General features: G+C 67.8%; 15 protein-coding genes. 13 read left to right on the top strand and 2 right to left on the bottom strand.

What is annotated here, in order from left to right:
- Window positions 1–4: 4 nt before the first annotated feature.
- Both ACNI3K_RS06485 and ACNI3K_RS06490 read left to right on the top strand, forming a co-directional pair.
- Window positions 5–949: a thiamine-phosphate kinase gene (locus ACNI3K_RS06485; protein WP_419391023.1), complete on the top strand. Its 945-nt coding sequence runs from the start codon at window positions 5–7 to the stop codon at window positions 947–949.
- 55 nt (window positions 950–1,004) lie between these two features.
- Window positions 1,005–1,622: a hypothetical protein gene (locus ACNI3K_RS06490; protein ID WP_419391024.1), complete on the top strand. Its 618-nt coding sequence runs from the start codon at window positions 1,005–1,007 to the stop codon at window positions 1,620–1,622.
- Between the two features lie 68 nt (window positions 1,623–1,690).
- Here ACNI3K_RS06490 and rpmB read toward each other — a convergent pair whose 3' ends face one another.
- On the bottom strand, window positions 1,691–1,882 hold the full coding sequence (rpmB, locus tag ACNI3K_RS06495) for a 50S ribosomal protein L28 (RefSeq protein WP_419391025.1): 192 nt from the start codon (window positions 1,880–1,882) through the stop codon (window positions 1,691–1,693).
- 260 nt (window positions 1,883–2,142) lie between these two features.
- Here rpmB and ACNI3K_RS06500 point away from each other — a divergent pair, with 260 nt between their 5' ends.
- A complete protein-coding gene (locus ACNI3K_RS06500; protein WP_419391026.1) occupies window positions 2,143–3,645 on the top strand; it encodes a DAK2 domain-containing protein in 1,503 nt (500 codons plus the stop codon).
- Complete coding sequence (locus ACNI3K_RS06505) at window positions 3,642–5,900, top strand: ATP-dependent DNA helicase RecG (RefSeq protein ID WP_419391027.1); 2,259 nt, start codon at window positions 3,642–3,644, stop codon at window positions 5,898–5,900. Before ACNI3K_RS06500 ends, ACNI3K_RS06505 begins: the two co-directional genes overlap by 4 nt.
- Before the next feature lie 2 nt (window positions 5,901–5,902).
- Here the strand turns inward: ACNI3K_RS06505 and ACNI3K_RS06510 are convergent, their stop codons facing one another.
- Entirely contained in the window at window positions 5,903–7,732 is a 1,830-nt protein-coding gene (locus tag ACNI3K_RS06510; protein ID WP_419391028.1) for a cellulase family glycosylhydrolase, read from the bottom strand.
- A 212-nt stretch (window positions 7,733–7,944) separates the two neighbouring features.
- Here ACNI3K_RS06510 and ACNI3K_RS06515 point away from each other — a divergent pair, with 212 nt between their 5' ends.
- From ACNI3K_RS06515 to ACNI3K_RS06555, 9 genes are all read left to right on the top strand, one after another.
- On the top strand, window positions 7,945–8,961 hold the full coding sequence (locus tag ACNI3K_RS06515) for a sodium:calcium antiporter (RefSeq protein WP_419391029.1): 1,017 nt from the start codon (window positions 7,945–7,947) through the stop codon (window positions 8,959–8,961).
- A gap of 36 nt (window positions 8,962–8,997) precedes the next feature.
- On the top strand, window positions 8,998–9,558 hold the full coding sequence (gene rsmD, locus ACNI3K_RS06520; protein WP_419391030.1) for a 16S rRNA (guanine(966)-N(2))-methyltransferase RsmD: 561 nt from the start codon (window positions 8,998–9,000) through the stop codon (window positions 9,556–9,558).
- Entirely contained in the window at window positions 9,555–10,034 is a 480-nt protein-coding gene (gene coaD / locus ACNI3K_RS06525) for a pantetheine-phosphate adenylyltransferase (protein WP_419391031.1), read from the top strand. The genes rsmD and coaD overlap by 4 nt, the downstream gene beginning before the upstream one ends.
- A gap of 158 nt (window positions 10,035–10,192) precedes the next feature.
- Window positions 10,193–10,705, top strand: a complete 513-nt coding sequence (locus ACNI3K_RS06530) for a YceD family protein (RefSeq protein WP_419391032.1) — start codon at window positions 10,193–10,195, stop codon at window positions 10,703–10,705.
- 2 nt (window positions 10,706–10,707) lie between these two features.
- The gene (gene rpmF / locus ACNI3K_RS06535; RefSeq protein WP_062132798.1) at window positions 10,708–10,902 is read left to right on the top strand and encodes a 50S ribosomal protein L32; all 195 of its coding nucleotides are present in this window, start codon (window positions 10,708–10,710) and stop codon (window positions 10,900–10,902) included.
- Between the two features lie 31 nt (window positions 10,903–10,933).
- Complete coding sequence (rnc, locus tag ACNI3K_RS06540; protein ID WP_419391033.1) at window positions 10,934–11,671, top strand: ribonuclease III; 738 nt, start codon at window positions 10,934–10,936, stop codon at window positions 11,669–11,671.
- Window positions 11,672–11,704: 33 nt separating this feature from the next.
- Window positions 11,705–12,634, top strand: a complete 930-nt coding sequence (mutM, locus tag ACNI3K_RS06545; protein ID WP_419391034.1) for a bifunctional DNA-formamidopyrimidine glycosylase/DNA-(apurinic or apyrimidinic site) lyase — start codon at window positions 11,705–11,707, stop codon at window positions 12,632–12,634.
- Between the two features lie 36 nt (window positions 12,635–12,670).
- Window positions 12,671–13,288 carry a response regulator gene (locus ACNI3K_RS06550; protein WP_419391035.1) on the top strand — a complete coding sequence of 206 codons (618 nt, stop codon included), beginning with the start codon at window positions 12,671–12,673 and terminating at the stop codon, window positions 13,286–13,288.
- 561 nt (window positions 13,289–13,849) lie between these two features.
- Window positions 13,850–21,970: a ThuA domain-containing protein gene (locus ACNI3K_RS06555; RefSeq protein WP_419391036.1), complete on the top strand. Its 8,121-nt coding sequence runs from the start codon at window positions 13,850–13,852 to the stop codon at window positions 21,968–21,970.
- The last annotated feature ends 7 nt before the right edge of the window (window positions 21,971–21,977 follow it).

Below are 21,977 nucleotides of genomic sequence, written 5' to 3' on the forward strand. Positions count from 1 at the left end.
TCGCATGACGACTTTCGGAGAGATGGGCGAGGACGCGCTGATCGCGCTGTTCTCCCCGCGACTGCCCAGCACCGACGCCGCGATCCTCGGACCGGGCGACGATGCCGCGGTGCTCGCGGTCGACGGCCACCTGGTGGTCAGCACCGACGTGCTCGTCGAGAACCGGCACTTCCGGCTCGAGTGGTCGAACGGCGCGGACGTCGGATGGCGAGCGGCCATGCAGAACCTGGCGGACATCGATGCGATGGGCGCGGTCCCCACCGCGCTGGAGGTGACGCTGTGCGCTCCATCGTCGACCCCGGTCGAGTTCGTTCTCGAGCTCGCGGACGGGCTTCGTGAGGCGTGCGAGCCACACGGAGTGGGGGTCGTCGGAGGGGATCTGTCCGGTGCGAGCGAGATCGTCGTCGCGGTCACGGCCATCGGTGAGACGCACGGCACGGAACCGATCACGCGGGCCGATGCGCGGGCCGGGGACGTCGTCGCGGTTGCGGGCGCGCTGGGCGCGGCACGGGCGGGGTTCGCGCAGTTGTCGCGGGGCGAGCGTGTGGACGAGGAGGCGATCGGGCTGTTCCTGCGCCCGCGGCCGCGCATCGGTGCGGGCCTGGAGGCGGCGCTGCACGGGGCCACCGCGATGATGGACCTCTCCGATGGCCTGGCGCGCGATGCGGCGAGGCTCGCGAGGGCATCGGGCTTGACGATCTCCGTCGACTCGGAGTCCGTGCCGGTGCATGAGGCGGCGCGCCGGACGGCCGCAGGACTCGGCGAGCCTGACAGCGCGCTCGCATGGGCGCTCGCGGGCGGTGAGGACCACCACATGCTCGCGACGTTCCCACGTGCGCAGGCCGTGCCCGCCGGATGGCACGTGATAGGCGTGGCCGAAGAGGGCCAAGGCCAACTGCTGGTGGACGGACAGAGTCCCTCGGATCAGGGCTGGGATCACTTCTCCTGACGGCGGTGTGACGGGCGCCACATGTGAGGGGCGCTTCACTGCTACGGTCATGTTCATGCCAGGGGATTCGCCCGATCGTCGCGCCCTCGAGCCGCGCGCGATTGTTGCTGATTCCACTGATCGAGAAGCGCGGTTCGTGGCGCGAGCCGCGGCCGTGGCCGCTGCGGTGGCGCTGGCATCGATCGGGCTCGCCTATGTCGCGGCGCAAGCGGGCATCGACGGTAGCGATCAGCGCGCGACCGGCGTTGCTCAGGGTGATCGCGCTACCCGCGCCTCGGCATCTGTGCCGGAGGTGGATTCGCCAGCGGTCGAGGCGGAATCGACTGTCGACACCGTGCAGGTGGAGCCGCGTCCCGTCGACCCGGCCCCGATGGGGCACGCAATGTCTCGCAATGCAGGCACGGCTGGGAGCGACGCTCGCACTGACCGTTCCGCTGCCGACGCGCCCGGCGCGGACGGCCCACCGCCCCCGCCCGGGCAACACGACGTTCCCGACGGAGAGCCTGAGCGTGGCGGTCGCGAGTGGCGTCAGTGGTGGGATTCCCACCAGGACGCGTGGGCGGACAGCTGGTCTCAGCTGACCTGGGAACTCGACCTGGACACTGCGGAGGCCTCGATCCAGCAGTTCGACTGGACCGATGCCAGTGGGCACGATATCGACGTCCGCGGGTGAGCGACGCCGAGCGTGAAAGAGCCGGCGCCCCCGAAGGTGGCGCCGGCTCTTTTCAGTTACGCGTTGGTCTAGACGGCGCGCTGAACCTTGCCCGCCTTGAGGCAGGAGGTGCAGACGTTCACGCGCTTGGGCGATCCCGCCACGACGGCGCGCACACGCTGGATGTTCGGGTTCCAGCGACGCTTGGTACGGCGGTGCGAGTGCGAGATCGAGTGTCCGAAGGACGGACGCTTACCGCAGACGTCGCAGTTGGCAGCCACGATAGTTCTCCTCAAGTTCCACTTGCGCTGCGCCCGACTGGGCGGCGCCACGTTCATCTGTCCGGTGTCGGACAACCGCACTAGGGTATCTGACGAATGCCGGGCTGGGCAACCGGCGGCATCCTGAGCGGTATCGGCGAGGGGGACCTCGCCGGCCTTCAGGGTGCGCCGTGACACCATGGTCCCAGGAAATCGTAAGGTCCGGTGCCGCGACAGCGGCTGAGGTGGACCGCGCCGCAGCACGCGACTGGACGGGATGAATGCACGAATCGACGGACGTGAGGCGCTGGCTCGACTCCGGTGCGCGCGCGGTCAAGCATGCCCGCGAGCGTCTTGACGCGATCAACGTGTTCCCGGTGGCAGATTCGGACACCGGCACCAACCTGTACCTGACGCTCCACGAGGGCAACCGCGCTGTGGCAAAACTCGGGGCCGACGCCAGCCACCGCGAGGTCGTGGCGGCGTTCGCGCGCGGATCGCTGGTGGGCGCCCGTGGCAACTCGGGAGTGATCATCTCCCAGTACCTCACGGGGTTCCTGTCCGCCATCGATGCGCACGGTGGGCTCGGCAGGGTCGACGCACATGGGATCGCGCAGTCGCTCGAGCGCGCAGCCGACGCCGCGTACCGCGCAGTGGGCACGCCAGTCGAGGGCACCATCCTCACCGTGGCGCGCGCCGCGGCGGCCGGGGCGCAGCGCGCAATGGAGCGCGGCGCCGGTCGCGACGCCACCCTTGTCGCGGCCGTGGAGGAGGGGCGCGCCGCGCTCGTGCTGACGTACGAGCAGCTGCCCCTCGCCAAGGAGGCCGGAGTCGTCGACGCGGGTGCTGCCGGACTCATGCTCCAGCTCGAGATGCTCGCGGAGACATTAGGAGGCCCCACCGTGCTGGACTCCCTGGACCGCGTCGAATGGGAGGTCACCGACGTCGGCGCGACCCGCATCTCTCACGTCCATCACGACCGTGGCGGGACCTACGAGGTGATGTTCGTCGCGACTTCGCGCGAGGACATCCACGCGTCGCTCACCACTGACCTCGAGGCGCTCGGCGACTCGGTCTCCGTCACCGGCTCTCACGACCTGTGGCAGGCCCACGTTCATACCGACTCACCCCACCTCGCCGTGGCGCGTGGGATCGAGGCCCACGCACGGCAGATCGTCGTGCGCAATGTACGCGTGGGTCACGACGCTGATCGTGCGTCGACTGGCATCGTCGCCCTCACGCAATGCCCCGGCCTTGCGGAACCGCTCGCAGACGCAGGCGCCATCGTGCTGGTCGTGCCCGATCCGACGGCCCTGAAGCGGCGCGCGCTCAGGCGTGCCGTCAAGGACGCGTCCGGGGTCGCGGCCGTCGTGGTCGCCGGCCACCCCGCTCTGCGGGCCGCGGCAGACGAACTCGCCCGCAAGCGTCGCAAGCCCGCGCTCACCGTCCTCGAGAGCCAGCACGAGGCTCAGGTGATCTCGGCCGTGGCCGCCGCGGCCCTCGTCACGCCGGGACAAGACCTCGCCGACGAGATGGCGGGTGCCGTCGCTGCCACCACCGTCGGACAGAGCACGGGCGACGCCCTCGACGATGACGTCGACCGCCTGGTGGACTCCGCCACCGAGGTGGTCTCCCTGATTCTCGCTGCGGGTGTCCCCGACAGCGTTGCGGACGCGGTCCGCCTGTCGGTGCGTGCGGCGTCTCCCGACGCAGACGTGAACGTGTACCGCGGCGAGCACGCGTACCCGGGGGTGCTGATCGGCGTCGAGCACGCACCCACATGACGGCCACGGATCGGCTCGCCGAGCCGCTCACCAGCGTGCTCGGAGCCCGCACCGCCGGCGGCCTGAAGAAGCTCGGGCTGGAGACCGTCGAGGACCTGCTGCGGCACTACCCGCGGCGCTATGGATCCCCGGGGGAGAGGTCGGAGATCGCGGCCCTTGCCAACGGCGAGCACGTCACGGTGATGGCGGAGGTCCGGTCAGCCCAGGTCCGCAGCATGCGCTCGCGCGGCGGAGCGATGCTCGAGGCGATCGTGACCGATGGCCGCGACACCCTTCAGCTCACGTTCTTCGCCAAGCGTGCCGGCGTACTGCGCATGCACGAGTCGAAGCTGAAGCCGGGAAGCACCGGCCTGTTCACGGGCACGGTGGGGGAATATCGCGGCCGGCGCCAGCTCACGCACCCGGACTACCTCATCGTCGGCGTGGACGCCGCAGACGAGGACGAGGCCGTGCTCGAGGCCTCCCGCCCCATCCCGATCTACCCTGCCGCCGCGGCGGTGCCCACCTGGCGCATCGGCCGGTCGGTGCGCACCGTCTTGGACCCGCTGACCGAGGAGGACGTGCCGGACCCGATTCCTGCCGCGGTCCGTGAGGCGCGCGAGCTGCCGTCGCTGCTCGAGGCGCTGCGCGCCGTCCATGTGCCCGAGCGGCCGGAGATCTGGCAGCGCGGGCGCGAGCGGTTGCGCTTCGAGGAGGCACTGGTGTTGCAGACGGCGCTCGCTCGCCGCCGGGCGGCGCGGGAGGAACTCGCCGCAACTCCCCGGCCGCCTCGCACGGACGGCCTGGTCGCGGCGCTGGACGCGCGGCTGCCGTTCGCGCTGACGACCGCGCAGGCGACGGTGGGTCAGGAGATCTCGCGCTCATTGGCGGGCACCATTCCGATGATGCGGCTCCTCCAGGGAGACGTCGGGGCAGGCAAGACGGTGGTCGCCCTGCGCGCCATGCTGCAAGTGGTGGATGCGGGGGGCCAGGCCGCGCTGCTCGCTCCTACCGAGGTGCTCGCGGCGCAGCACCTGCGTAGCCTGGAGCAGCTGCTCGGTCCGCTTGCTCACGCGGGGCTCCTGGGCGGGGACGATCGCGCCACGCGGATCACCCTGCTCACCGGTTCGCAGGGATCGAAGGTCAGACGTCAGGCGCTCGGTGAGGCCGCATCGGGCGCCGCGGGGATCGTGGTTGGTACGCACGCGTTGCTGAGCGAGGGCGTGCAGTTCGCCGATCTCGGACTCGTGGTCGTCGACGAGCAGCACCGGTTCGGCGTGGAGCAGCGCGACGCCTTGCGCACTCGCGGCGACCGTCCGCCGCACATGCTGGTGATGACCGCGACGCCCATCCCGCGCACAGTCGCCATGACGGTGTTCGGGGACCTCGAGACGTCCACGCTCGGGGAGCGCCCCCCGGGGCGAGCCGAGACGGTGACACACGTGGTCCCTGCCGAGAACGAGGCCTGGCTCGCGCGCACGTGGCAGCGGGTGAGGGAGGAGGTCGATCAGGGCAGGCGCGTCTACGTGGTGTGCCCGCGCATCGACGCTGACGAGCTCGCAGGGGGGGACGACGCCCCGCCGACTAATACGGCCGATGCTCCCGGTGACGAGCCGCTCACGCTCGAGTGGGAGGGCGATGATGCGCCCCCGGCGAGCGTGCCGCTCGCGTCGGTGACCGAGACGGCCAAGATGCTCGCCGCGCGGCCCGAACTCGCTGGCGTGCGCATCGGCCTCATGCACGGTCGGCTCCCGGCCGAGGCGAAGGACGCTACGATGGCGGCCTTCGCTTCAGGAGATGCGCCCGTGATGGTCTCCACGACGGTGATCGAGGTGGGCGTCGACGTGCCCGAGGCGACCGTGATGATCGTGCTGGACGCCGAGCGGTTCGGCTTGTCCCAGCTGCACCAGCTGCGGGGCCGGGTCGGGCGCAGCGCGCTTCCGGGTCTGTGCCTGCTGGTGTCTAGGGCAGAGCCCGGGTCGTTGTCTCGCGAACGGCTCGATGCCGTCGCGTCCACCACTGACGGCTTTGCATTGGCGGAGAAGGACCTCGAGCTGCGCCGGGAGGGCGATGTCTTGGGAGCCGCGCAGTCGGGAGGGCGCAACTCACTTCGACTGCTGCGGGTGGTCAAGGATGCGGACGTGATCGAGGAGGCGCGAGCGGTCGCGCAAGACCTGGTGGCTGCGGACCCGGGCCTGGCGTCCGTCCCAGCCCTCGCCTCCGCGATCGACGCGTGGCTCGGCCCCGAGCGCGAGGACTACCTCGAGCGCGGCTGACCTCAGTCGACAGGTGGTCGCCCGCCGGCCGCGTAGTGCCCGGTCACCGTGATGCCACCCGGCAGCGGGACCTCGTGATCCAGGCCCACGAACGTGCCATTCTCGTCCTGCCACAGCGCCGGTTCGACCAGCGCGTACTTGTCCTCGTCCCAACTCGTCCAATCGCCCTGAAGCAGCCCGCCAGTGTCGGCCGAGTTCGGATTCACCGCCCAGAACGTGTGATGGAGGTGCCGGTCCACGATGAGATCCCGCAGGTGCGTCATCCACCGGTCCTGGCGCTCGTCCTCGCCCAGGCGGCCACCCCACTCGCCGATCAACAGGGGTGAGGTGCCGTCATCGTGTAGGTACAGCCAAGTCGGGCCCCAGACGTCTCTCTCCAGGCTCGCGGCCGAGAAGGATCCTTGGAACCACGGCTGCTCGTAGACCAGGGGGCCATAGTCGTGCGGTGAGTACATGATCTTGGTCGCCGGCCCCTCCACGGGCTGCGCGCCAGCCAGCCTCAGGTTGCCACCCCACCACGTGATGTCGTAGTCGCCCGGATCGTTCGACGACCACTGCTCGCCGTCGGCCGGGGTGGCCTCGATGCCCTCGACCAGCAGCAGCGCGTCCGGGTGCACGGCGTGGATCCGCTGCGCGGCCTCCGAGGCGACGGCGCGCCAGTCTGAGTCCGACCCGTCCCCCCACGTCGCGCGGGGACCGTCAGGCGGACTGCCGTGAGGTTCGTTCTGGAGGTCGAACCCGACGATGGTGTCGTCCTCGCGGTAGCGCTCGGCCACCCACTCCCAGCCGACCATGAAGTCCTCGGTCGAGATGCCTTCCGCCGACCACAGCGGCGCGACGTGGCCCGCGTTGTCCGCCTTCGCCGAGTGGACATCCAGGATCACCTTGACCCCGTGCGCTTTAGAGGCGACCAGCAGCGCCTCGAAGGCCTCGAGCGTGGTGGCGTCCGCGAGATCCGGGTTGGTGGCCGTGTTGACGTTGGTGGTCGCCGTGGCTGCACCAGCACGCCACTCCAGCAGCAGCTCCGTCGAGATGGGGATGCGCAAGACATTGAACCCGCGCTCCGCGATCGCCGCGACGGTGCTCTCGAGGTTGACGGCCCACAGCCCGTGCAGCACGCGATCAGCAGTGTTGAAGCCGAACCAGTTGGCCCCCGTGAGCCACACCGGGTTGCCCGCGGCGTCGATGATCCGGTTGCCATCGACGCTCAACCAGTCGTCTGAGCTCGGTGCGTTCGAAGGGGGAGCGACGTCCGCGGCCGTCGCGGGCTCGTCAGCCGTGTCGCCCTCGCCCGAGCCGCCCTGGCTGTCAGCCGAGCCGGCGCACGCGGCGGAGATCGCATCGGCCGTCCCTGACGCCGTGAAGCCGAAGGAGGTCTCGGCGCCGTCCGCGATCGCACCGTTGTGCTCGAGGCTCGCGACCTCGACCTTTGCAGTGGCGCCGGCCTCGAGCGTCGAGCTCCATGCGCCATCGACGACGGCGTCTCCCAGGTCGAGCGCGACGGACCACGACTCGAGTGCGCCCTCGGTGGCGCTGACGACCACGTCGGCGTTGAAGCCCCCGGGCCACTCGTCGCGGACCACGAGCCGGGCAGCGCACTGGTGCGCGGGCGCCGTGGCCGCAGCGGTCGGTGAGGGGGAGGACGGTGACGCGGTGTCGGTGGTGGCGGGTTGCGCCAGCGCCCAGACCGCGGCGGTGCCGAGCACCAGCACCGCTGCCGTCGCGACCAGCCAGCCGCGTCGCGTGGTGGGGCGCCAACGTCGGCGATGAGCGGTGTCGGCGGTCACGGTGTCATCGGGCGCGGTGTTATCGGGCGCGGTGTCGTCGCTCATGGAGCCCCTCTTCAGTTCAGGCACAGCCTAGTCACGGGCTGCACGCAGAGTGCGCCGTTGCCCGCCTACCCGCCGGCCTCAGCCGCGGGGACGCGTGCCTTCACGCGATGCCGTCGGAATGCGCAGGTGTCCCTGCCGTGTTTGTCAACCAGGCAAGACGCACGCGGGCGGGCAGGCCGTTGCAGCGGCGCGCTGGGATGAGGAGTGACCGCATGCAAGACGCGTGGCCCCTGTGGCCGTCGGTAGCGGCACTCGCGGCCGCCGTGGTGGTGCTCGGCTTCGGGGGCACGCGGCTTGCATATGTCGCGGATGAGTTGGCCGAGCGCACACGCATGGGAAAGGCCACTGCGGGGGCGCTCCTCCTGGGCGCCGTCACCTCGCTGACAGGCATCGTGACCACGGCCACGGGGGCACTGTCCGGAGAGGCCGACTTTGCGATCGCCAACCCCATTGGTGGCGTCGCGATCCAGACTGTGTGGATCGCGATCGCGGACCTGCTGTATCGCCGCACCAATCTCGAGCACGCGGCCGCGTCGCTGCCCAACCTGCTCCAGTCGCTGATCCTGCTGGCGCTCCTGGCACTGCCCGTGGCAGCGTACGCGACCCCCGACCTGACCTGGGGGTGGTTCCACCCGCTGACGCTTGCCATCCCCGCGCTGTACTTCTACGGGCTGCGGCTAGTGAAGTCTGTCGAGGATCATCCGCAGTGGAAGGCCAAGGAGACTTCGGACACCGGTGACGAGGAGCCCCCCGAGCAGTCGAACAGGTCTCTACGCGCGCTGTGGGTGTGGTTCGCGGTGCTGGGGGTCGTGGTGGCCGGGTTCGGCTGGGTCGTCGCGAAGGCGGGACTGGGTGTCGTCGCCGCCACTGGTATTCCGCCGTCGGTCGCAGGCTTCACGATCACGACGGCCATCTCCTCGCTGCCCGAGCTCATCACCCTGCTGGCCGCGGTGCGCATTGGATCTATCGAGCTGGGGATCGGCAACATCGTGGGCGGCAACGTGTTCGACACGCTCATGATCGCCGTCGCGGACGTGTTCTTCTTCAGTGGCTCGATCTACGCGTCAGTGGGGCCCACGTCGCTGGTCCTCCTGGCAGGCACGGCGCTCATCTGCGCCGTGCTCGCCGCGGGGCTCGTGGTGCGCGACAGGCGTGGCATTGGATTCGAGGGCATCGCCATCCCAGGCATCTACCTCGGGACGATCGCGCTCGCCATCGTTGCGGCCTAGCGCGGGGCGCACCGTGCCGCGCCCTACCCTGGGTGCATGACACGGATCATCGCCGGAGACCTCGGCGGCCGCCGCATCACCGTGCCCCCGCGCGGCACGCGCCCCACCACCGATCGCGTTCGCGAGGCCCTGTTCTCGCGCCTGGATCATCAGGACGCCATCCACGGAGCCCGGGCGCTCGACCTCTACGCCGGGTCCGGTGCGCTGGGTCTCGAGGCGCTCAGCCGTGGCGCGGCGTCAGCGACGTTCGTCGAGGCCGCTGGGTCGGCGGCGCGGGTGCTGCAGGCGAACGCGCGCGAGCTCGGCGTCGGTGAGAAGGCGCGGGTGGTCAAGGAGAAGGTGCTCCCGTTCCTCACTCGCTCCACGGACCAATGGGACCTGGTGCTGCTTGACCCGCCGTACGACATCGCGCCTTCGGACCTCACGGCGGTGCTCGGCGCGCTCGCGCCCCGCCTGGCGGCCGATGCGGTGGTGGTCGTGGAGTGGGCCAGCAAGGCACTGCGCGTCGACTGGCCCGTGGGGCTCGAGATCGAGCGGGAGCGCGACTACGGGCAGACCCGCCTGCACTGGGCTCGCTGGGGTAGCGTCGACGCATGACGCTCGCAGTCCTCCCCGGCACGTATGACCCCATCACTCTGGGCCATGTAGACATCGCGGCCCGCGCGGCGACCATGTTCGACGAGGTGGTCATCGGCATCGCCCACAACTCGACCAAGACCCCTCTGCTCGACGCAGAGACGAGGACGCGCCTTGCCCGGGGTGCGACGTCGCACCTCGAGAGTGTGCGAGTCGAGGTCATCGAGGGACTGCTCGTGCACTTTTGTGAAGAGGTGGGCGCCACGGCGATCGTCAAGGGCCTGCGCGGGGGAGCGGACTACGATGTCGAGCGCCCCATGGCCCTGATGAACCGCTCCCTCACCGGGATCGAGACAGTGTTCTTGACCGGCGACAACGCGCTCAGCCACATCGCCTCGTCGCTCGTGAGGGACGTTGCGCGGCACGGCGGGGACATCGACGCCTACGTCCCCGCGGGCGTGGGTGCCGCGGTCCGCGGAGCGCTTGAGGTCCGCTAGATCCGGACCCACGCGACCCGGGTTGAGCGACGTCCTGGGGATCACGTAGGATAGTGCGCCGGTCCTGCCGAACGTGCACGGGCCGAGGTTCACCTGGACCGGAAGGATGGGAGGCGCGTATGTCGCACCACCCAAACAGCTCTCCGTATCGATTCTCCGTGAGGGATATCGCGCGGAGCCCGGGCGCGCAGCGCACGGTCAGCGAGACCTTTCCGGCCCCAGCGGTCCTCGGCACAGTCATGGTCGGTGTGCCGGAGGGTACGGAGGTCAGGCTCGACGCGAGCCTGGAGTCTGTGTCCGAAGGTATCTGGGTCTCCGGAACCGTGACTGCTGAGGCGGTCGGGGAGTGCGGACGATGCCTGGACGAGGTGCGATTCGACGTCGCCGCCTCGGTCCAGGGACTGTTCATGCTCGACGACGCTCAGGCGGCGGACGGGGAAGGCGAGTCGGAGGATGTCTTCGAGTTCGACGGGGAGACCGTGGACCTCGAAGAGGTGGTGCGGGACGCGGTGGTGTTGCAACTGCCGTTCACTCCGCTATGCCGGCCGGACTGCCCGGGGCTGTGCGACCAATGTGGCGCTAGGCTTGAGGACGATCCAGACCACGCCCACGAAGTGATCGACCCCAGGTGGTCGGCGCTCACAAGTTTGACTGAACAGGAAGAGAGTTAACCGTGGCAGTTCCGAAGCGCAAGATGTCGCGTTCGAACACGCGTGCACGTCGCTCCCAGTGGAAGACCACTGCTGCGAACCTCACCGCGTGCCCGGCGTGCAAGGGTGCGAAGCTCGCACACGCAGCATGCCCCACGTGCGGCGCCTACAACGGCCGCCAGTACTCCGAGGCGCTCCGCACCGAGCACGGGGCCTGATCGGCCCTCGCCGCATGTGCGAGGCGATTCGATGAGCATTCCAGGGCAGGCTGCGGCCAACGCCTTGGCCGAGCGGTTGGGTGTCCTTGTGGACCCCGAACTACTCGTGCTCGCCCTCACCCATCGATCGTTTGCATATGAGGCCGGTGGCCTGCCCACGAACGAGCGACTCGAGTTCCTTGGGGACTCGGTGCTCGGTCTCGTGGTCACCGACCGTCTGTACCGCGATCATCCCGATCTCCCCGAGGGAGAGCTCGCCAAGATGCGCGCGGGCACCGTCTCTCAGCGCGCGCTCGCGAAGGTCGCGCGCGAACTCGAGCTCGGGCCCTGCGTCCTGCTTGGCAAGGGCGAGACCGCTACCGGTGGTGCCGACAAGGACTCCATCCTTTGCGACTCTCTCGAGGCCGTGTTCGGCGCGGTCTATCTCACGCATGGAATCGAGAAGTCCCGCGAGGTGATCCTGCGACTCGTGGGTCCCACGATGATCGCTGCGGCATCGTCCGGCGTCGCGCTCGACTGGAAGACCTCCCTCCAGGAGGCGTGCGCCCAGCGCGACCTAGGCGTACCCGCGTACGATGCCAAGGGCTCAGGTCCCGACCACTCCCGCACGTTCACGGCGACCGTGACCGTCGATGGTGCGGTGCGCGGCACCGGCACCGGGAGCGCGAAGAAGCATGCGGAGCAGGAGGCTGCGGAGCGCGCTTACGCCTCCATCGTTTACGAGGGCCCCGCAATCTCGGATGGCCCGGCTCCAGCCAACCTGTCCTGACACCCGTGTCGCCCGCCTGCCACAGCGCCTGAGATGCCAGAGCTTCCCGAGGTCGAGACCGTCAGGGCAGGGCTGGCGCCCCTGATCGGCGGCGCCGTCGTTCGCGAGACGCAGGTCCTGCGCGACAGCTGCGTGCGCCTGCTTCCCGGCGGTCCGGGCCAGTTCGCGGCACTCGCCGACGGCGCCCGGATCGCGGCGGTGGTTCGACGGGGCAAGTTCCTGTGGTTCCCGCTCACGCACGCGGCAGCGCCGGAGCCTACCGACGTGCTCTCGGCGCACCTCGGCATGTCCGGGCAGTTCCGCGTCCACCACGGCCCGTGGGCCGAGGCCGCCGCACCCCATCCTCACTGCCGAGCCCGGCTCCGGCTCGAACGCGACGGTGCCCGCCTCACCCTCGACTTCCTCGACCAGCGCACCTTCGGCTATTTGCACATCGAGCCGCTTGTGCCCACCGCCGATGCCCTGGCGGGGGGACAGGGATCGCCGCTCGCCGCGGTCCCGGGCACGGTGGCGCACATTGGCCGGGACGCGCTCGACCCGCACCTCGACACGGCGAAGGTGCTGCGGACGTGGCGTCGGGGCGCGCGCGGAATCAAGCAGGTGCTGTTGGATCAGACTCTGGTGAGCGGCATCGGCAACATCTATGCGGACGAGGCGCTGTGGCTGGCGCGTATCCACCCTGAGCGTCCCGCATCGGCCGTGTCGGCGGCGCAGGCGCGCGCACTGCTCGACGCGGCGCGCGCGGTGATGGCGCGTGCGCTCGCGCAGGGCGGCACGAGCTTCGACGCCCTCTACGTGAACGTCAACGGCGAGTCCGGCTACTTCTCACGTTCCCTGGAGGCGTACGGGCGCGCAGGTGAGCCATGCGCAAGGTGCGGTGCGACCATCCGCCGCGAGAGCATCGGCGGGCGCTCGACTCACTGGTGCGCGCGCTGTCAGCGTCGTTACGCTGCGCGCGGCTGAGTCAGACCCCGCAGGCATCCGGCTACGATGCGGAGTATGGCTGACGTGAGAGTGCTTGTACTGGACGACCATGAGGTCGTGAGACGTGGGATCTGCGACATCCTTGATCGCGCAGACGGAGTCGAGGTGGTGGCCGAGGCCGCCAACGTCGCGCAGGCGATCCGCCGCGTCGACGCCACCAGGCCGGACGTCGTACTGTCCGATCTGCGCCTACCCGATGGCACCGGGCTTGACGTGATCGCCCACGTGCGTGCGACTCACCCGGACACCCATATCGTCGTGCTGACGAGCTACGACGACGATGATGCGAAGGACGCCGCGCGCACCGCAGGAGCTGATGCCTTCGTCGCCAAGACGGCGGGCTCGGCGGAGGTGCTCAAGGCAGTGCGAGACGCGGCCTCGGGCCGTGAGCATGGCCAGCACATCGATGTCCAGGAGGACGCCGACATCGCCGCGCTGACCCCGACCGAACGCAAGATCGTGACCGCAGTAGGCGACGGGCTCTCGAACAAGGAGATCGCGGACCAACTCGGCATCGCCGAGAAGACGGTGAAGAACCACGTGACGAGCATCCTCGCCAAGATGGGCCTGCAACGGCGCACGCAGGTGGTCGCCTGGGCGACTCAGCGGCGGGCCCAGTCCTTCCGCCGGTAGTTCCCACTCGCGAGCATCGCTCACGCGATGCGCCGCGTTCCCTGTCACTCGACAGCGGCCGACATGTCCGCTGAGTCGCGGCCTTAAGCCGACTCCCGTCATAACCGTGTGGGATCACGGTCACGCCCACGCGCCGCGGCGAGTGGGGCGATAGGTGCGCCGCCAGAGTCTCGGACCGGCGGGCCGGTCGGGGCCGGCTCGGTAGATGCGTACGTGTCTCGGCTCGAATGTGCGGTTCCTTCCGCCGATCATCGGCCTCTTGCCAGGGCAAGCAAGCCGAATGGGACGTGATCTGCCGTGCCGGTGACGCCTGGCGGGCGCATTGCGACGATGTAATGACGTAAGTCGGCGCCTTTGTGTTGACAACCAACATAAGTCTTCGTAGTGTCACTATCAGCGTGCCTCAGGACCAAGGTCCTGGTGTGCGCGACCCGATACACCAACTGAGTCGCATCGTCGCGATGATCGGAAGGAAAGCCCTTGTACAAAGATGTGCATAAGAGCCGCTCCAGGCTCACTGCGGCGGTGATGGGTACGGCGCTAGCCGGTACCTCACTGCTCGTGGCAGCAGCACCCGCCCAGGCTGAGCCTGTCGGCACAGCCTCCCAAGCCTCACTAGCAGAGGCCCCCACGAACCTGGCCACTGATGTCACGGGAGAGCCGGGGTTTGACGCGCTCCTGTTCACCAAGACGGAAGGCTTCCGTCACGGAAACATCCCTGACGGCATCGCAGCTATCGAGCAGATGGGCCTGGACAACGGGTTTACGGTGGACGCCACCGAGGACGCGACGGCGTTTACCGAGGAAAACCTCGCCAACTACGACGTCGTGATCTTCTTCTCAACCACCGGCGATGTGCTCGACACGACACAGCAGGCCGCGTTCGAGACCTACATTCAGAACGGCGGAGGCTACGCGGGCATTCACGCGGCCTCCGACACCGAGTACGACTGGCAGTGGTACGGCGACCTGGTGGGCGCCTACTTCGAGGGTCACCCCCCGGGCACGCCCAACGCGGACATCACCGTCGAGGACTTCGCGCACCCGTCGACGCAGCACCTGCCCGACGTCTGGAACCGGACTGACGAGTGGTACTCCTTCCAGGAGAACCCGCGTGATGACGTTCACGTGCTGGCCAGCCTGGACGACGACTCCTACAACGGCGGCACCATGGGTGACGATCACCCGATCGCCTGGTGCCAGAACTACGACGGCGGTCGGTCCTGGTACACCGGTGGCGGACACACCGCAGCATCGTTCTCCGAGCCGGAGTTCACTACGCACGTGCTCGAGGGCATTCGCACTGCGGCTGGCGTCGTTCAGTCCGACTGCAACGCCACGGATAGCGACGCGTACGAGCTCGTGAACCTCGCCGACGACACCAGGAACCCGATGTCGCTGAACGTGGCTGACGACGGCACGGTGTTCTATCTCGAGCGCGACGGCGAGCTCCTGCGCATCGACCCCGAGACCCAGCAGACCTCGACGGCCATCGACCTCAACGTGACGAACGGCAACGAGGACGGACTCCTGGGCATGGTCCTGGACCCCGACTTCGAGACGAACAATCACGCCTTCATCTACTGGTCGCCGGCAACGGTGTCGCCGGAGGACGGTCCGCACAACCGCATCTCGCGTTTCACGTATGACCCGAACTCAGGCACCTTCGATCCCGCTAGCGAGGTCTTGGTCCTGAAGGTCGAGACCCAGCGCGACGAGTGCTGCCACGCGGGTGGAGACATGATCTTCGACCTTGATGGCAACCTGGTGCTCGCGACCGGTGACAACACCAACCCGTTCGACTCGAGCGGCTACACGCCCATCGACGAGCGCGACGGCCGTTCCTCGTGGGACGCCCAGGGCACTTCGGGCAACACCAACAACCTGCGCGGCAAGATCGTGCGCATCACGCCGCAGCCCGACGGCTCCTACACGATTCCGGACGGTAATCTCTTCGAGGAGGGCACCGACCTGACGAGGCCGGAGATCTACGCGATGGGCTTCCGTAACCCGTTCCGGATCGGGCTCGACCCCCACACCGGCAACTACCTGGTGGCGGACTACGGACCGGACGCGGGCAGCGCAAGCGGCACCCGTGGTCCTGCAGGCACGACCGAGTGGAACATCGTCGACGAGCCGGGCAACTACGGCTGGCCGTTCTGCCACGGAGTCAATTGCTACAACGACTACAACTTCGAGACCGGCGCCTCGGGCGATGAATTCGACCCGACCGCGCTCGTCAACGACAGCCCGAACAACACGGGTCTCACTAACCTTCCCGATGTGATCTGGCCCGAGTACTACGGTGAGCGCGGCGCGCAGGACAACCCGTTCCCCATCGTGGGCAGCAACGGCTACACCGGCGCACCCATGGGTGGACCGGCTTATGATTACGACCCGGACCTCGTCTCCGAGACCAAGTTCCCGGAGTACTGGGACGGCAAGGCCTTCCTGGGTGACTGGAACAACGGCGACGCCTTCGCCATCACCCTCAACCGCGGTGACGCCACCAACCCGGGATCCGAGATCACCAAGATCACCCCGCTGCTTCCTGGCCTGATCTCCGACAACCCCGAGTTCGCCCAGGTCATGGACGCCACGTGGGGCCCGGAGGGCTCGCTGTACGTCATCGACTGGGGAGTCGGATACGGCACCAACAACGCCGATTCGGCGATCTACCGCATCGATTACGTCGAGGGCAACCCCTCGCCGATCGCGCGGGCATCTGCGGATGTCACCAGCGGTGCTGGCAGCGAGCTCACGGTGAATTTCTCTTCCGAGGGAACGCGTCACCCTGGCTTCCTCAACTACACGCTGCAGTGGGACTTCGGTGATGGAAACACCAGCACCGAGGACAACCCGACTCACACCTACACGGCGATGGGCGAGTACACCGCTCAGCTCACCGTGACCGACGAGAACGGCCTCACTGGGGTCGCGAACGTCACCATCGTGGTCGGCAACGCGGCTCCCACCGTGGAGATCGTCTTCCCCGAACAGGGAGGCTTCTTCAACTGGGGTGATGAGGTGGACTACGAGGTCGTCATCAACGACCCCGACGCTACCGGCGAGATCAACTGCGACAACGTCAACGTGCTTCCCGCTCTGGGACACGCCTCGCATCAGCACCCCTCGGGTGCGCTCACCGGCTGCACGGGAGTCATTCCCACGCTGCGCGATGAGGGCCACGGCATCACGGAGAACATCTTCTGGACCGTGGACGTGTCCTTCACTGATGACGGTGGCGCGGCCGGGGTGCCCCTGTCGGGTTCCACGACCAACATCCTCAACCCCAAGCGCATGGAGGCGGAGTTCTTCGACGCCACCGGTGCGCTGACGGACGCCTACCCGGAGAATGATGGTGAGGGCGTCCAGACAGAGGACAACTCGGACATCGACCAGGGACAGAACCTGTCCTTTGTTGAGCCCGGCGACTGGTGGTCGTACGACCCGGTGAACTTCAAGGGCATCGATGGTGTGCGTGCACGCCTCGCGTCCCCTGTGGATGGCGCTGGTTCGATGACCATGCACTGGGGTGCACCTGACGGGCCCGAGCTCGGTGAGATCGCCTTCACCGAGACCGGCGACTGGCAGGCCTACGAGGACTTCGATGTCGCTCTGACGGATCTCCCGACCGATTCGGGGAACCTGTACTTCGTGCACCGCGCAGGACAGGTCAACGTCAACTACTTCGAGTGGCTCGGCGACGGCGTGGACGGCAACTCCGTTCCCGTCATCGACTTCGAGGTCGACACCGTGTCGGGGATCGCTCCTCTCACGGTGAACGCCACTGCGACGGCGGTCGACCCCGAGGGCACCGACGTCACGCTCGAGTGGAACCAGGGAACCGGCGACGGTTTCGTGTCCGGCACCGAGGCCGAGCAGTTCGTCTACGACACGCCCGGCAGCTACCTGCTGCGTGTGCGTGCCACGGACGAGACCGGTGTGTCCGGTGAAGAGTATGTCCAGATCACTGTCTCGCAGGAGGTTGCTCTCTGCTTCGACGGTCGTTCGGACGACTTCACTGGCGACCAGCTCGACACGCAGCGCTGGGACGGTTCGGTCCGCCTCAACCAGGAAGTGAGTGTGGTGGACGGCCACCTGGTCATCCCCGCCTCGCTCACCGACATCTACCAGGACACCAACGACACGCCGAACATCATCCTCCAGGACCTGCCCGCAGGCTCCTGGCAGGCCACCGCTAAGGTGACGATTCCTGCTCGTGCGCAGTACCAGCAGGCAGGGCTCGTGGTCTACGGCGATGACGACAACTACACCAAGATGGTGATCCAGGCTCGTGACGAGAGCGCGGCCGGTCGAATCTTCCAGCTTGCCAACGAAGTTGACGGCACAGCGACGGAGGACAACACCGACGCACTCGGCGACGCGTACCCGGACACCGCTTGGGTCCGCCTCACCAGCGATGGCTCGTCCATCAACGGCTCCTACTCGGACGATGGTCAGAACTTCACTGACATGCCCGAGACGTTCTCGATCGCGGACCTCCAGGATCCCCGCATCGGTCTGCTTGCGCTTGCCAGCGCCGGCTCGCCCGCTGCAGAGATCGACGCGGAGTTCGACTGGTTCCACTTCACGCCCGACGACACGTCGGCCGCGGGTGAGCCGAACGACGACTTCGACGGCACGACGCTCGATGCGTGCCGCTGGACCGTGTACAACGAGGACCCGAACGCCTACCGGGTGACCGGCGGTGCGCTGGAGATCGATCCTGCCGCCGGCGACATGTACCAGGACGGCACCGGTGTCACGAACTTCGTGATGCAGGACGTTGAGGGTGACTGGACGGTGGAGACCAAGGTCGACACGTCGGAGCTGGAGCACCAGTACCAGCAGGGCGGCTTGCTCGCCTTCGCCGACGAGGACAACTACGTCAAGGTCGACCTGGTCGCCACCAACGCGGTTGGTAGCGCCAAGAACACTGGCGTCGAGATCCTGAGCGAGATCGATGGTGCCGTGACCGCAGGGGCTTCGCAGTTGCCTGCCCCTGAGAACGGCATCGTCTGGTTGCGTATGTCCAAGGAGGGCGACGTCATCACTGGCGCCGTCAGTTCCGACGGCGAGACGTGGACCGACTTCCCCGATCAGATGACCAACCCCGGCGCAGCTGCCGGCCAGGTCGGTGTGTTCGCGCTCGGGACCGACAACCAGACGGTGACGCCTACCGTCCGCTTCGACTACTTCCGAGTGGTCGGGGACGAGGCGGAGCCAATCGTGCTCGACGTCGCAGTGTCGCCTGCGGCTCCGAACGGCGATAATGACTGGTACACCTCTCCTGTGACGGTGGACGCCTCCGTCACCGGAGGTGGCGAGTCCACCATCTACCGCGAGTACCGGATCGACGGCGGCGACTGGAGCGAGTACACGGCTCCTGTCGAGGTCTCGACGGACGGGGAGCACACGGTTGACGTGCGCGCCTCAGGCTCCGGGGCTGCAGAGGTGATGGAGTCTGTGTCGTTCAAGATCGACGCCACGAACCCCACGGCCGACATCGTCACTGATCTCACGGCCGACCCCCGCACCCTCGTGGTGATGGGCGAGGACGACGAGAGCGGTGTGGCCACGCTCGAGTACCGCATCGATAGTGGTCTGTGGGAGGAGTACACGACTGAGGTCGAGCTCTCCGACGACCGGCAGACCATCAGGGCGCGGGCCATCGACGCTGCGGGCAACGTGTCCGCGACGGCGAACGCCTACGTCCCCGAGTTCGGTGACATTGCGTTCACCGACGTCGATGGGTCACTGGAGCACTTCGAGTCGATCATGTGGCTCGCGGACCAGAACATCACCTACGGCTGGACCACCGAGAACGGCACGGAGTTCCGTCCGTTCAACTCGATCACTCGTGATGCGATGGCGGCGTTCCTGTACCGCTACGCAGGTTCGCCGGACGTCACGCTTCCTGCGCAGTCTCCGTTCGTGGACATCACGCCCACGAACACGGAGTTCTACGAGGAGATTGTGTGGCTGGCTCAGGAGGGCATCTCCACTGGTTGGACTGTGAACGGCGGACAGGAGTTCCGTCCGTTCGAGCCGATCACTCGTGATGCGATTGCGGCGTTCCTCTACCGCTACGCGGGAGAGCCCGAGTGGACCGACCCGGTCGAGTCTCCGTTCTCTGACATCACGTCGGAGAACACGGAGTTCTACACCGAGATCACGTGGCTGGAGTCCACGGGTATCACCGAGGGATGGGTGGAGAACGGCGTTGCCGAGTTCCGTCCGTTCAACGAGACCACCCGTGACGCGTTCGCCGCGTTCCTCAACCGGTACAACCAGCAGTTCGGACCCGTGGACGAGGTGGAGCCGCTCGAGCTGAGCGTCTCCGTCTCGCCCGCCTCCCCGGACGGCGACGCGGACTGGTACACGTCGGCGGTGACGGTGGATGCCACCGTCACCGGCGGCGGGGGGTCCGGCGCCGAGCTGGAGATCAGCATCGATGGCGGCGAGTGGAGTGACTTCACTGCACCCGTCGAGGTGTCCGAGGATGGCCAGCACACCGCAGAGGTGCGCGCGTCCCACCCGGACACCGCCACCGTGACCGAGTCCGTGTCGTTCAAGATCGACGGCACGGACCCCACGGCCAGCATCGACACTGCGCTCTCGTCCCAGCCCCGCACCTTCACGGTGTCGGGTGCGGACGAGACCAGCGGCGTGGCCCTGCTCGAGTACCAGCTCGACGGAGGCGCGTGGACGGAGTTCACGGCTGATGTCGAGCTCTCCAACGACGCTCAGACCATCACGGCACGTGTGATCGACGCCGCGGGCAACCAGTCCGCGGTCGCGACCGCCGATGTCCCTGAGTACGTGGAGGACTTGTGCGACCCGGTTGTCGGTCTGGACGACGAGTTCAATGGGGACTCGCTGGACAACTGCCGCTGGACTGTCGAAAACGAGGACGCTGCCGCGTACCGCGTTGTCGACGGCAACCTGGAGATCGACCCCGCAGCGGGCGACATCTACCAGGCCGCCACCGGCGCCACGAACTTCGTGGTGCAGGAGCAGTCCGGCGACTGGACCGTGGAGACCATGGTGGACACGTCGGAGCTGGTGCACCAGTACCAGCAGGCTGGCCTGATCGTTCGGGCTGACGACGACAACTACGTCAAGCTCGACTTGGTGGCGACCAACGCCGTGGGCGGTGCCCGCGACGTTAACGCCGAGTTCCGGAGCGAGATCGGCGGCGAGGTCCAGAACCCGCAGCCGAACATCGATCTGGATGCCGCCACGGGTAACTTGTGGTTGCAGCTGACCAAGACGGGTGACGACTTCACCGCCTCGATCAGTGTCGACGGTGAGACGTGGACCCCGTTCCCGGACACCCTCACCAACGCTGCTGCGGCAGCCGGCGGGGTGGGTGTGTACACGCTCGGCACCGACAACCAGACGGAGACGCCGAGCGTTCGCTTCGACTACTTCCGCCAGGTCGGGGACGAGCCGGTGTGCCTGCCCAGCGATGACTTCGAGGGCGACGCCCTCGATGAGTGTCGCTGGACCGTGGTGAACGAGGACGCTGCCGCGTACCGCGTGATCGACGGCAACCTGGAGATCGACCCCGCAGCGGGCGACATCTACGGGACCGACAACACCGGAGTCACCAACTTCGTGGTGCAGCAGCTCGAGGGCGACTGGACTGTGGAGACCTTGGTGGACACGTCGGAGCTGGTGCACCAGTACCAGCAGGCTGGCCTGATCGTTCGGGCTGACGACGACAACTACGTCAAGCTCGACTTGGTGGCGACCAACGCCGTGGGCGGTGCCCGCGACGTTAACGCCGAGTTCCGGAGCGAGATCGGCGGCGAGGTCCAGAACCCGCAGCCGAACATCGATCTGGATGCCGCCACGGGTAACTTGTGGTTGCAGCTGACCAAGACGGGTGACGACTTCACCGCCTCGATCAGTGTCGACGGTGAGACGTGGACCCCGTTCCCGGACACCCTCACCAACGCTGCTGCGGCAGCCGGCGGGGTGGGTGTGTACACGCTCGGCACCGACAACCAGACGGAGACGCCGAGCGTTCGCTTCGACTACTTCCGCCAGGTCGGGGACGAGCCGGTGTGCCTGCCCAGCGATGACTTCGAGGGCGACGCCCTCGATGAGTGTCGCTGGACCGTGGTGAACGAGGACGCTGCCGCGTACCGCGTGATCGACGGCAACCTGGAGATCGACCCCGCAGCGGGCGACATCTACGGGACCGACAACACCGGAGTCACCAACTTCGTGGTGCAGCAGCTCGAGGGCGACTGGACTGTGGAGACCTTGGTGGACACGTCGGAGCTGGTGCACCAGTACCAGCAGGCTGGCCTGATCGTTCGGGCTGACGACGACAACTACGTCAAGCTCGACTTGGTGGCGACCAACGCCGTTGGCGGTGCCCGCGACGTTAATGCCGAGTTCCGGAGCGAGATCGGCGGCGAGGTCCAGAACCCGCAGCCGAACATCGATCTGGATGGCGCCACGGGTAATCTGTGGTTGCAGCTGACCAAGACGGGTGACGACTTCACCGCCTCGATCAGTGTCGACGGTGAGACGTGGACCCCGTTCCCGGACACCCTCACCAACGGGGCTGCGGCTGCAGGCTCAGTGGGCCTGTACTCGCTCGGCACCGGCAACCAGACGGTCGCACCGACGGTCCGATTTGACTACTTCAACGTGAGTCAGTGAGGACATA

Source organism: Demequina ureilytica, from assembly GCF_048553575.1.
In the GTDB taxonomy this organism is placed as follows: Bacteria; Actinomycetota; Actinomycetes; order Actinomycetales; family Demequinaceae; genus Demequina.